An 11,677-nucleotide genomic window follows, 5' to 3' on the forward strand; every position below is an offset into this window, starting at 1 on the left:
AGTAGAATTTCATCCCGTTGGGAATTGAAACAGCTCAACTATCGCGTCAAGTCTATTGAAGATCGGGTAGAATTCCATCCCATTGGGAATTAAAATGCTCTATTTAAAATTTCATTTTTCCCTCTCGCATAGTAGCATTCTATAGAATTTATCGAGCCGAATCCTGCCCGATAAAATTTTTACCAAATAAAATTCTGGGCTTTAAATTTTAAAATTTATCGAGTAGAGTTCCGTATCCCAGAGCTTAGAATTTTAAATTTAAGAAGCAGCGACTTCAAGTTACGTGATTCAAAACACGAGGATTTTAGATTATAAAATTTAAAAAGACGGGCAGGATTAGAATTTTAAAATTCGAAGTCAATGATCGAAATTCCAAACCGCGCAACTTGAAATTTCAAATCTGAAGCGGGGGCAAATTTTAAGATCATTTCAAAATTTGCCCCTTTTAAATTTACATATCTCAAGCTCTATTCGTAAAATTTTGCATATAAATTTACGCAAAATTTAGCTAAAAAGATGGTCTCATAAACTTATCCACATTAAATTTTATCTCTTCTTTTTAGAATAAAAACCGTTGCAGACGCGATTATTGGCGACGATAAAGCGCTTATCATCATTATATTAAAATTAAAATTTGAGCGATCAAACAGATAACCCAATAAGGTCAAATCGGCTTTTGCTAGGATTATCACAGCTAGCGGATAAGCATAAAATATACTTATAAAAAATGCAGATGCGGCGGATATTTTATCCAGCAGAATAAAAGCCTTTATTTTGGAAAATGCAAAGCAGCAGATGATTAGAGGCAAAATTACCGTCGCGCAAAATAGATACAATACCATAGCGCCGAAAATATCGCTTTTGCTATCGCTTGCTTCTTCGTGCCACGTTAGCTCAAAAGTTTTTAAAACGATAGAAAACGGATTCGCGATATCGTGACCGCTATACTCCGCCAAAAAAACCGCATCTATGCCGGCAAATATAACGCCCAAGCAGTCTATAGTAAAAAAGAGCAAGGCGATCCAGAATAAAATCCTCACCCCTTTTAGCTCAAAACATTTTTTAATGAACTCTTTTATCGCCCTACTCCCCAATTCATAGCTTTTAAGATCAATTTGGCTTTTATATAGCGTTTCATTTCGGCGCTTTTAAGACTCCTCGCCGTGATCTCTCATCAAATTTAAGCCTTGGCTGCCGGTCTATCTTGCCCGTTGCGATCGTAAGCTAAAATTTCACTCTACTTATTCATATTCACCTAATTTGATACCGTTAAAATTAGAATTATTTTTTATCCTTATCAAAAAATTTTGAATTGTAGTTAGTTAAAGATATCATCAAGGTTCGCTTATTAAAAGGAACTTTGCCAAATCTATCAATAAGTAATTTATTTTGTTTTGCCGATATCACAATACCGTTATCATTAAAAATATAGTACTTTTTTATCCTCAAGGAATTTAAGCATTGAAAGATAATTATAAATATAAAGTTTATGATGATAGCCATTGCAAGATTTGTTATATACGCAATTTTATCCATCAAAGTTTTACTATCAAGTTTTGCAGTTTCTCCAAAACATGGAAAGTATGAATAAGTTATCTTTGTATGCTCCGTAAGCTGGATTTTTAGAACCTTTAAATTCCCCCGCTAAATCCACATAGTCGCATTCTATTATTTTCTCAAAAATTCTAATTTGTAAGTCATTTACCAGCATACCTTTTAGCATTGCAAAATCTCCAAAAATCGTTTTGAAAAATATAAATATGCAAAGAGCTAGCTCGCCTTTTCTAAAACTACTACTAAAGAAACTTTCAATAGGAAAAATAGATCTAATGGCGAATACTAATGCGAATATCAGGAAAAAAATTCCTACTGTTAATTTACTTTTTAACAAATAGTCATTTTTTATCACTATCGGCTCTTTGTCGTAATCTCGCATAGAATTTCCCCATTTTTATAAAAAATATTTTGGCGCATTCTATCTTTTTATTCTTAGTATGTATTTAAAATTTAAAAATTATTTAGCCTTGCCGAATTTCAAAGCAATTGTTAGGTAGAATTTTGAAATTTAAAGCAAACAAAGCATGGGTTGTATGAAATTTTAAATTCCAAATCCTAAAGACAAGATAAATTCTATACCTCTAGCCTACACGAATTTTTAAAATTTCAGACTTACGGAAGCGGGGTAAATTTCAAAATTCCAAGCCCGCGAAGGACGAGTAAAATTATAAAATTCTAAAATTCCGCTCTACTTCGTTTTCTTTGCGGTATCTTTGTTAGTCGTTGCGTTGGCGTCGATGTAGCCCATCTGGACGAGTTTTTCGTAGATTTGCATTATCACGGGACCTGCCGCGCTTCCGCCACCGCCGCCGTGTTCGACTAGTACGGTTACGGCGTATTGCGGCTTGTCGTAAGGACCAAAGCTCGTCATCCAAGCGTGCGAGCGGTGGAAGTAGTCCATATCGGCCTCTTTCATTCGCTTTTTGGCGGTCTGCGAGATGCCTACGACCTGCGCGGTTCCCGTCTTGACCGCTAGAGGCACTACCGCGGTATGGATGAGCTTGTAGGCGGTGCCTCCGTCGGGGTTGTTGCCGACCTCATACATCCCGCGCCGTACGAGCGGCAGCTGCGCCTTTTCCTTCGGCGTGAAAAGCTCGGTAGGGGTAAATTCCACCGGCTTACCGTCGATGCTTTTTAAAAAATGCGGCGTGATAGCCTTGCCCGCGGCGATCTGCGCGGTGTTTTTCGCCACCTGCATAGGGGTGACGAGCACGTCGCCCTGGCCGATCGAGGCATTGACCGTCTCACCCTGATACCACGCGCGCTTAAATTTCTGCATTTTCCAGGCCTTATTAGGCATCGTGCCTACAAACTCATTGGGTAGATCGACGCCCGTTTTGCTACCGAAACCCAGACGCTGCAGATACGCGGACATATAGTCGATCCCCACCAGCAGCGAGCCTTCGTAAAAATACACGTCGCAGCTGCCCTTGATCGCCTCTACTAGGCTCACGCGGCCGTGACCCCAGCTCTTCCAGCAGCGGAATTTTCGCCCCCCTAGCTCTATCGCGCCGCTGCAAAACACGCTCCAGTTCTCGTTGATCTTGCCGCTGTTTAAAAAGCTCATCCCTACAGCCATCTTAATGACCGAACCGGGCGGATAGAGGCCATTTACGAGCTTATTCGTAAACGGATGGCGCGGGTCTTTTATCAGCTCGTCCCACTGCGTCTGCGAAATTCCGCCCACGAAGGTGTTAAGATCGTACTCTGGGAAGCTGCCCGCCGCGATGATAGCGCCGTCGCGCAGATCCATCACGATCGCTACGCCGTCCTTGTCTTTAAAAATTTCCTCGAGGTATTTTTGTAGCTCAAGATCGATGGTAAGCGAAATTTCGCTGCTGCTGGGCTCTTGCATCGAGATCTCCTCTACGACCTGATTTAGCGCCGTAACCTTCGTCTTGCGCTCGCCCTTGCTGCCCTGCAAAAGCTCGTTATAATACCCCTCGACGCCGCTTCTGCCGTTGTATCCGGTAAGCGCGCTTAGGGGGTTGCTTTGGATATCCTTTTTATTGGCGCGGCCTACATAGCCGATGATATGCGAAGCAAGCGCGCCGTAAGGGTAGAAGCGCTGCGAAGCGGGCGAAATTTTGATATTTTCGTGCAGGCTCAAGCTCGCGAAATGCTCTATCGTGGCGTTGTAGTCCAAAAACGGCACGACTTCGATAAAGTCTTGATTATAAGCGGAATTCGCGTCCTTGTAGCTCTTGCTCATCGCGGTGACATTGAGATCTTTGAAGTAGCGCGAGATATTATTCAGCTCGCTTTGCAGTGCGGCGTCTTTTAGATGCGGCGCGATGGATAGCGAAAAGCCGAGATTATTTATCGCAAGCGGGCGGCCTTTGGCATCTAAAATTTGACCGCGCACCGGCGGGATGTATTCGGTGGAGATGACGTTGTTTTTGGCGACCTGCTCGTAGAATTCGTTCGATTTGATCGAAAGATAATAAATTCTAACCAAAAGCATGCTAAAAAATAGTATCACAAATACGAATACAAACTTTAGCCTCATACCAGCCGCCCCTTAAAAAAGAGCAGAGCAAGCAAAATTTCAATCACAATATAATTTAAATACTCGCCGCTTAGAGGCAGATACTCGCTCTTTTTGATCGCCGAGATCGCGTTGCTCACCACAAAGACCAAAACATAGCTGATCATCACGTAAAAGCAGATCAAAAAATTTCTAAATTTAATATATTTAAATGAGTTTTCATAGACCACGAAATAAAATATACAATACGCGATAGCCACGCTAAATAGGTTAAATCCGTGGATCTGCTCGGCGCAAAACAGATAAAAAATAGAGAAAAACCAGCTAAAGCCGAACTTTTTAAATTTTACGTCGTTTTCGTATTTTTGCACCACCATCGCCGTGAAAAAAAATCCAATCAGCGGCGGCAAGCCTCTATACACCGCACTTAGAAGCAGGTAGAAAAGAACTCCCGCGCTAAAAAGCGTATCCGCTATAAGGTATAGATAAGTGCGATTTCGTTGCATACCGGAAACTTTTTGCATTTAATACAATCGGCCCAAATTTTTTGCGCAGGCAGCTCGTCTTTTGGGATTTCGGTAAAACCCAGACGCTCGAAAAATTCCTTTTGATAGGTGAGCGTAAATACGCTTTTTAGCCCGTAAAATTTCGCTTCACCGAGCAGCTCATTTACGATAGCTCTGGCAATGCCCCGCCTGCGAAACTGCGGAGCGACGATGAGCGAGCGCACCTCGGCAAGATCTGCGTTAAAAATTTTAAGCGAAGCAAAGCCCGCTAAAATTTCGGCTTCTTTTAGGCGCTGCGATTCGTGGGGCTGAGAACGTTCGGTTTGAAAAACGCCCGCGCTTTGCGAATATTCGCTCCGTAAAATTTGCTCTTTGTCTGCTTGCGCGCGACCCATTTGAGATACAGCTTGCAGCGCGCTATTTCGTGGCGCGCTATTTTGCGGCGTAGCTCGTTGCGGCGCAAAAATACCCGCGGCATTTTCGGCGGAATTTTCAGAAGTAATTTCGGCAAAATTTTCGGCGGAGCTTTGGATTAAATTTAAATCGGCATTGCATGCTAAATTTAAATCAGAATTCTCGGCTAAATTTAAATCGGAATTTTCTTTAGAATCAAAGCTCGTATCCGCCTTAGAATCGCAGCCGAACGCCAGCACGTATGAGCGGATATTGGCAGCTATCTCATCGCTTTCAAGCGGCAAGATCACGCCGTTTTGCACCTCCTCTTTTACGAGCTCCTGCATACGCGAAATGTCACAAAGGCGCGCTTTTTTTAGCCGTATCATCTAAAATTTTCCCTAATCTTTGCGCGATCTTGGCGGCGCATTTTATATCCTCTAAATTTAATTATTTTGAAATTCTGCGCCGCAAAATTTAACGTATTTAAATTTAGAAATTTCATAATCCAAACGCCCCGTGCACGATGATCTCGCGCGCTTTTTGCAGCCCGCTGCCTTTTAGCGTCGAGACCAAAACAGCCTGCGGATCGTGCCTCAAAAGCTTTGCGCGCTCGCTTTGGTTGAGCTTGTCGGCTTTGGTGTAGAGCCTCACGACCTTTTGATCGCCGCGCAGAAAACTAGCGAGATAGTTTTGCAAATTTTTATCTATCGCAAGATCAAACTGCCTCGCGTCGATGAGATGGACGAAAAGCTTGATATTCAGGCGCTCTTTGATAAATTCGTCGAGATTTTTTTGCCAGATATAATGCAGTTTTTTAGAAACCTTAGCGTATCCAAACCCGGGCAGATCCACGAAGATCAAAGAGATATTTTCCCCCAAGCTCGCAAGATCCGAAAAGGCGGAGTTGCCCGCTAAGCTTAGCGCGGATCTGCCTGTAAAATTTAATTCGGGGCTTTGCGCGGAATTCGGCGCGAAACCCGCCACAAGATCTGTCTCGCGATCCGATCTAAAATCCGCCGAGGCGCTTTTTAAATTTAAAACGGATTTCTGTTTGGAATTTTGCTCAGACGCCGCAGCCTCCGCATGATCTTGCACGCAATTTGCAGCCGAGCTTAAAGCCTCTTTGCTTGCTAGATCAAGCGGCGTTTCATTTTGCGAGCCGTCCGAGTCTGCGGCAAGCTTTTGTTTAAATTTAACTTCGAAAAAATTTATCAGCTGCGTTTTGCCCGGCGTCGAACTTGATTTGGCTAGATTTTTGCGCCCGACTAGAGCGTTTATCAGGCTGCTTTTGCCGACGTTGGAACGCCCCAAAAACGCCACTTCGCTCATCGCAAACTCGGGCGCACCCGCGATATTTGCGGCGGAGGTGATAAACTGCGCGCTGCTAGGATAGATCATTTGTTTTGATCTTCGACCTGAAAGATCAGACGCACGGGCTTTTTCTCGCCGCCGCCGCTTTTTACTTCGTAGGTGCCCTTTTGGCGATTTACGATGATTTTATCGCCGTAAACCTCCTTTTTAGTCTCGGCTTCGTGCAGATAGGCGTTGTTTTCAAGCGTGTAAGCCTCGATGGTCGGATCGTAGGTTAGCACGCCGCCCTTGCCGTCGTAATGCTTCTGATTGAGTAAAATTTTAAAATTTGCATTTCCCGTCGCGACATATTTTGTAGGCTGGCGCTTGGCGTCGAAGTAAATCGTCACTTTATCGGAATTTAGCGTATCGTAAGCACCCTTTTTGATGCGGACGTTGCCCGTCAGCACGCTGATCTGCTTGATCTCGTCGGCGAAAAAATTATCCGCCGTGACCTCGACCTGCTCCTGCGCGGCGCTAAGAGTAGTCGCGCCAAAGCTAGTAATTAGCGCGGCTGCGAGTATTAGTTTGTGGAGTTTTGATCTTTTATTAAATACCATGCGTGGATTCCTTTTGAGTTTGTTTGTTTGGTTTTAGTATCGTAGCTGATGCTTGCGCCCGTGATGCGGTCGCCGCCTTGGCGCAACACGTATGGCACGTCGGAGCGGACGATCTTGCTGCTCGTATCGTAGATGATCTCTTGCGCCGTGTAATCAAAGCCTCTGCTATTTACATAGTGCGCGTCGCCGTTAAATTTTATCAGCTCGCCTGCGCGCGTCGCGGTCTTTGAAACCAAAGTGTGATTCAGATCCGCGCTAATCTCCTCGGCTTTAAAATTTACAAACTCGTCGCGATCCTTATAGCGAGTGCCGCCGTCCGCGGTAAATTTAGCATCCACGCGCTCGCCGATCTGATAATCGACGATCTTTTTCATCTCCATATTCGCAATGCTTAGATCTTGTCTAAACATATCGCTAAAATACGGCGTCTGCACGCTTAAAAACACCATCGCGACGCAAAAGATCGCAATCGCGACGTAGAAAATTTTTATCACCATCGCTCGGTCCTCTTTGATCTGCGCAGAATTTCGCCCCTCGCAGGCTCTCTCACGCGCGCTTGCAAAATTACAGCCATTTGCTATTCCACTCTTCGCGCATGCCGTTTTTATCGACGAGTATTTCGATCATCTCGCGCACTGCACCGCAGCCGCCGTTTTTGCTTAGCGCGACGTCCGCTTTTAGCGAGCTTAGCGCATCGGCGGGCTTGAAGCTGATCGCGACCGCATTTAAAAGCTTCGCATCGTTTATATCATCGCCGATCGCGGCGGCCTCATCGAAGCTTAGGTTAAAATTTTTTAAAATTTGCTCCGCCCTTGCGCGTTTGTCTTTTTCGCCTTGAAAGAGCGTATCGATCTTTAGCTCGCGCGCGCGGTTTGCGACGATTTGCGAGCTTTTGCCGGTGATGATCGCGACCTTTAGCCCCAGCCGTTGCCATTCCTGGATGCCGAACCCGTCTTTTACGTTAAATTTCTTCATCTCTTCGCCGCCGTTTGAATGGTACAGCCCGCCGTCGCTAAGGCAGCCGTCTACGTCTAAAAATATGATCTTTATCACTTCGTTTTCCGTTTTTTGAAATTTTGTGATTTTAACGAAATTTGGCTGAATTTTTGGCAAACGCCGTATAAATTTAAGCCGCGATCTTAGCCCTTAATCGGCACGTAGCCGCTATTTTCGATGATGCTTTGCCCCTGCGGCGAAAGGATCCAATCTATCAGCGTGCGGATATTTTCGTTTTTATTATTTTCATCGTAAACCGCGTAAATTTCGGCTACGAGCGGGTATTTGCGGCTAGCGATATTTTCTTTATTCGGATACGCGCCGTTTAGGCTAAGCATCTTCACGCCGCCGTTTTGCACGATCCCCTCGACATAATAGCGAAACGAAAAGCCGATCGCACTGCCGAAAAAGCCCGTGATCTTGCGCTTAGGCTGCGTCTCGCCCATAAATTTCAAAAACGCGCTCTGGCTGCCGCTGCCCGCGTTTCGCTGCACGGCATCTATTCGCATGCGCTCGCCGCCGAGCTGCGACCAATCGTCAAACTCCCCAGAATAGATCCCTCGCACCTGATCCACAGTTAAATTCGATACTTTATTATTTGTATTTACGATAAAGACGAACGCCTCCAGCCCGATCGGCACGAAGCGTAAGTTTGCATCCTTTTCTCGCGCGTAATCAAGCTGCTGTTTCGAAGGGGCTGCGACGAAGATCAGATCCGCCTCGCCGTCGCTTATGGCCTTGTATGCGCCGCGAGTGTTGCTAAATTTAAGCCTGCTAGCATTCGTGAAATTTCGCCCGTCAAACTCCACGCTTTCTTTGGGATAGTTTGCCGCGACGAATGCCGAAAACACGGGATATAGCGCCGCTGCGCCGTCGATTATCGGCAGATCGCCGCTAAGTTTTAAGCTAGAACTAACGCGCACGATCTGCGAGCCCTGCTCAAACGGCAGGAATTTATGCAGCTCGATCGATTTAGCCTGCATCGTGACGCTGCTTTGATTTACGTATCGCTTCACGACGAGGCGGTAAAATGCAAAATCGAAAGCCGCCAAGCCAAGCAGCAGCAAAATGACGATAGATGTGCGCTTCATCTTAGTTGCCGTTCGCGATATAGGAGATGATCGAGCATTTGCTCTGCAGATACAGCGCCGCTGCGGTTAGTGCGCAAACGCTGATCGCCCAGGCCGTCAATATTACGGCGATCGTTTTTTGAAAAATTTCATCGCTCATTTTGTATCTCACATATGCGCAAGCGCACTGTTAAGCAGCCATAAAAAGCCTATTAAGGCGGCTGAAAAGATTATGAATAAAAACGCGGAGAGGATCAGGAGATTTCTAATCTTTCTGCGCTGCTCGGGCGCGCTTTTAGCGGATTTAATAAATTTTACCAAATACACAATGAGGAAAATAAACGAAATTATCGGCAGCGCGATCAAAACCGAGATCGAGATGAATAGATCCGGCAGCCACTCAAAATATACCAGCGGAGTAAGGGTGCACAAAAACGCAATCGTAGAAATGATTAGAAATTTTCTATCTCTTTTATGGCGCTCCGGCTCGTCTTTTGATCTGATAAATTTGATCAAGCACGCGACGAGCCAAACAAAGCAGATCAAAAACAGCACATTTAAAATATCCATAAGCGACTCAAAATTATTCATCTTTTACCTTTAAATTTAATACACAAAGCGGCATTTTAGCGCTCCGGCAGTGCGAAATTTCATATAGCATAGTTCGCGGTTTTCGCGGCGGGCGCAAATGCACCGCCAGCGTAAGCAGTCTTAATAAAGCGGCGCGCTTTGCCAGAGTAATGGCGAAATTTTGCAAATTTCAAGCGGCGGCGAGAGTAAAATTTCAAACGCCGATAAAATTACAAAACCGCGAATTGCCAATTTTGCTAAATTTAGCGCACATTTGCCGCTATAAAACACCCTTGGTGCTAGGCACGCCGGCGCGCTCGTTGATACTTATCGCGCGACGAAATGCGACGGCAAACGCCTTAAACGCGGCTTCTGCGACGTGATGCAGATTTTCGCCTCGAATCTGGCTTATATGCAGCGTGAAATTTGCATTGAAAGCCAGAGCGCGGAAAAATTCCTCCACGAGCTCGGCGTCGAATTCACCGATCTTACCGCGCTTTAGGCTCGGGCAATCAAATACCAAAAACGCGCGGTTGGAAAAATCAAGCGCGGCGCTTACGGCGGCTTCGTCCATCACGACGACGCTATCGCCGAAGCGCTCGATATTCTGCGCGGGATAGATCGCCTCTTTGATCGCGCTTCCGAGCACTATGCCACAGTCCTCGACGCTGTGGTGAAAATCGACCTGCAAATCGCCCTCGCAGCGCAGGTTCAGATCAATCCACGCGTGCTTGGCAAACGCACTAAGCATATGATCGAAAAAGCCGATACCCGTTTGTATCTGCGCCGCGCCGCGCCCGTAAAGCTCCAGCTCAAGCTCGATTTTGGTCTCTTTCGTAGCCCTATTTTTGCTTATCATCGCGCAATCCTTAAAACTAAATTTTGTTTGAAATCTATCTAAATTTCACTAAATTTCGGTTAAAATCTCAGCCAGCTTTTCGGAATTTACGCTGCCGATCTGGCGCAGGTTCGCAATCTCGGCACCCTCTTTAAAAAACAGAATCGTAGGCGGGCCGAATACGTTGAAATGCGCTTTTATCGCCCTATTTTGCTCGCTATCTTCGCTAAGATCGATCTTTAAAAGGCTAAATTTATCAAGCGCACCCGCAAGCGCGGGGTCTGCGAACGCTCGCTCGCTCTGCTCGCAATTTTTACACCAGCTAGCCCAAAAATCCACTATCACGGGCTTTTTGGAATTTTCTATTTCGCCGCGCAGCTGCGCCAGATCGCGCATCAATGAAAAATGCGCGCCGCTTAAATTTTTAGCGCGAGAAATTTCGCTCGCTTGCAAGCTCTCGCCGCCGGGGCCGCCGCTGGAATATCTCGTGCTTTGCGGGATTAAATTTTCAAGCGGCCTGGAAAAATCTTTCGCGCCGCTGGCAAAGCCCGCGAGCAGCAGCGCCGAATATAGCGCGATTATAAGAGCCAAAGCGCGCTTTATCCCGCCTGCATCGCCGTCAAACAGTCCTAAAAATCCTGCGAAGATCGCGCCTAAAACCGCGTAAATCAGCAGGCTTAAATTTTCGCCGATAAGCGTACGCGAAATCCACACTGCCGTAAAAAGCAACAAAAAGCCGAAAATTTTAGGCACCGCCTCCATCCAAGCTCCGGGTCTAGGCAGTGCGCCGCCGAGCCCTACCACAAGCAGTAGCGCGCCGCTTCCTAGCCCCAGCGCAAAAAGAGCCGCCGCACCCAGCAGAACGTCGCCGCTGCCCGCGATGTAAACGAGCGCACCTGCAAGCGGAGCGGAGATGCATGGCGATACGACGAGCGCCGAGATAAGCCCCATCGAAAAAACTCCGATCAGGCCGCCAGCATTTTCGCTTTTGCTATTTAAGAAGCTTTGAAAGCGCGCAGGCAGGCGGATCTCGTAAAATCCAAACATCGAAAACGCGAGCGCGGCGAATATGAGCGAGGTTAGGATCAGCGCGGGCGGAGTTTGCAGCAGGCCTTGTAAATTTTGCCCGAAAACCGCCACGAAAGCTCCTAAAATCGCATACGAGCTCGCCATCCCGAAAATATACGCGAGACTTACGGCGAGGCTTTTTTTCGCGCTCGGCTTCGAGGAAGTTTTCGCCACGATGATCGACGAGAGGATCGGGATGAGCGGATAGACGCAAGGGCTTAGCGAGAGCAGCACGCCGTAGCCGAAAAACAGCGCGATCGCCGCGATGAAGCTCTTGC

The 11,677-nt window shown here is 46.3% G+C and carries 14 protein-coding genes; all 14 read right to left on the reverse strand.

All coding sequences use genetic code 11. From position 1 onward, the window contains the following. Positions 1-539 precede the first annotated feature (539 nt). Positions 540-1,094, reverse strand: a complete 555-nt coding sequence (locus tag Q0369_RS05285) for a hypothetical protein (protein ID WP_298096959.1) — start codon at positions 1,092-1,094, stop codon at positions 540-542. Between the two features lie 455 nt (positions 1,095-1,549). Next, on the reverse strand, positions 1,550-1,936 hold the full coding sequence (locus Q0369_RS05290; RefSeq protein ID WP_298096964.1) for a hypothetical protein: 387 nt from the start codon (positions 1,934-1,936) through the stop codon (positions 1,550-1,552). Between the two features lie 309 nt (positions 1,937-2,245). Continuing rightward, entirely contained in the window at positions 2,246-4,066 is a 1,821-nt protein-coding gene (gene mrdA, locus Q0369_RS05295; RefSeq protein ID WP_298096967.1) for a penicillin-binding protein 2, read from the reverse strand. Further along, positions 4,063-4,551 (reverse strand): hypothetical protein, encoded by a 489-nt coding sequence (locus Q0369_RS05300; protein WP_005869105.1) that lies wholly within the window; start codon positions 4,549-4,551, stop codon positions 4,063-4,065. Before Q0369_RS05300 ends, mrdA begins: the two co-directional genes overlap by 4 nt. After that, positions 4,518-5,333, reverse strand: a complete 816-nt coding sequence (locus Q0369_RS11200; protein ID WP_367178976.1) for a GNAT family N-acetyltransferase — start codon at positions 5,331-5,333, stop codon at positions 4,518-4,520. The genes Q0369_RS05300 and Q0369_RS11200 overlap by 34 nt, the downstream gene beginning before the upstream one ends. A gap of 112 nt (positions 5,334-5,445) precedes the next feature. Further along, a complete protein-coding gene (locus Q0369_RS05315; protein ID WP_298096969.1) occupies positions 5,446-6,345 on the reverse strand; it encodes a GTP-binding protein in 900 nt (299 codons plus the stop codon). Beyond that, entirely contained in the window at positions 6,342-6,857 is a 516-nt protein-coding gene (gene lptA / locus Q0369_RS05320) for a lipopolysaccharide transport periplasmic protein LptA (protein ID WP_298096973.1), read from the reverse strand. Before lptA ends, Q0369_RS05315 begins: the two co-directional genes overlap by 4 nt. After that, complete coding sequence (lptC, locus tag Q0369_RS05325; RefSeq protein WP_297944378.1) at positions 6,821-7,354, reverse strand: LPS export ABC transporter periplasmic protein LptC; 534 nt, start codon at positions 7,352-7,354, stop codon at positions 6,821-6,823. Before lptC ends, lptA begins: the two co-directional genes overlap by 37 nt. A gap of 67 nt (positions 7,355-7,421) precedes the next feature. Then, a complete protein-coding gene (locus tag Q0369_RS05330; protein ID WP_298096976.1) occupies positions 7,422-7,910 on the reverse strand; it encodes an HAD family hydrolase in 489 nt (162 codons plus the stop codon). An 86-nt stretch (positions 7,911-7,996) separates the two neighbouring features. Beyond that, positions 7,997-8,944 carry a substrate-binding domain-containing protein gene (locus tag Q0369_RS05335; protein WP_298096981.1) on the reverse strand — a complete coding sequence of 316 codons (948 nt, stop codon included), beginning with the start codon at positions 8,942-8,944 and terminating at the stop codon, positions 7,997-7,999. A gap of 1 nt (position 8,945) precedes the next feature. After that, positions 8,946-9,083: a hypothetical protein gene (locus Q0369_RS05340; RefSeq protein ID WP_297881384.1), complete on the reverse strand. Its 138-nt coding sequence runs from the start codon at positions 9,081-9,083 to the stop codon at positions 8,946-8,948. Between the two features lie 8 nt (positions 9,084-9,091). After that, positions 9,092-9,514, reverse strand: coding sequence for a hypothetical protein (locus Q0369_RS05345; RefSeq protein ID WP_298096986.1), 423 nt, complete (start codon positions 9,512-9,514; stop codon positions 9,092-9,094). A gap of 259 nt (positions 9,515-9,773) precedes the next feature. Next, entirely contained in the window at positions 9,774-10,352 is a 579-nt protein-coding gene (gene hisB, locus Q0369_RS05350; protein ID WP_298097006.1) for an imidazoleglycerol-phosphate dehydratase HisB, read from the reverse strand. 48 nt (positions 10,353-10,400) lie between these two features. Further along, on the reverse strand, positions 10,401-11,677 hold a 1,277-nt coding region (gene dsbD, locus Q0369_RS05355; protein ID WP_298097009.1), incomplete at its 5' end, for a protein-disulfide reductase DsbD.

The sequence above is a fragment of the uncultured Campylobacter sp. genome, assembly GCF_938030685.1.
Lineage (GTDB): Bacteria > Campylobacterota > Campylobacteria > Campylobacterales > Campylobacteraceae > Campylobacter_B.

What these genes read in the sequence shown, in the direction of transcription:
- Q0369_RS05290 (WP_298096964.1), bottom strand. Translation starts at nt 1,936, where the DNA reads ATGCGAGATTACGACAAAGAGCCGATAGTGATAAAAAATGACTATTTG.
- mrdA (WP_298096967.1), bottom strand. Translation starts at nt 4,066, where the DNA reads ATGAGGCTAAAGTTTGTATTCGTATTTGTGATACTATTTTTTAGCATG.
- Q0369_RS05300 (WP_005869105.1), bottom strand. Translation starts at nt 4,551, where the DNA reads ATGCAACGAAATCGCACTTATCTATACCTTATAGCGGATACGCTTTTT.
- Q0369_RS11200 (WP_367178976.1), bottom strand. Translation starts at nt 5,333, where the DNA reads ATGATACGGCTAAAAAAAGCGCGCCTTTGTGACATTTCGCGTATGCAG.
- Q0369_RS05315 (WP_298096969.1), bottom strand. Translation starts at nt 6,345, where the DNA reads ATGATCTATCCTAGCAGCGCGCAGTTTATCACCTCCGCCGCAAATATC.
- lptA (WP_298096973.1), bottom strand. Translation starts at nt 6,857, where the DNA reads ATGGTATTTAATAAAAGATCAAAACTCCACAAACTAATACTCGCAGCC.
- lptC (WP_297944378.1), bottom strand. Translation starts at nt 7,354, where the DNA reads ATGGTGATAAAAATTTTCTACGTCGCGATTGCGATCTTTTGCGTCGCG.
- Q0369_RS05335 (WP_298096981.1), bottom strand. Translation starts at nt 8,944, where the DNA reads ATGAAGCGCACATCTATCGTCATTTTGCTGCTGCTTGGCTTGGCGGCT.
- Q0369_RS05340 (WP_297881384.1), bottom strand. Translation starts at nt 9,083, where the DNA reads ATGAGCGATGAAATTTTTCAAAAAACGATCGCCGTAATATTGACGGCC.
- Q0369_RS05345 (WP_298096986.1), bottom strand. Translation starts at nt 9,514, where the DNA reads ATGAATAATTTTGAGTCGCTTATGGATATTTTAAATGTGCTGTTTTTG.
- hisB (WP_298097006.1), bottom strand. Translation starts at nt 10,352, where the DNA reads ATGATAAGCAAAAATAGGGCTACGAAAGAGACCAAAATCGAGCTTGAG.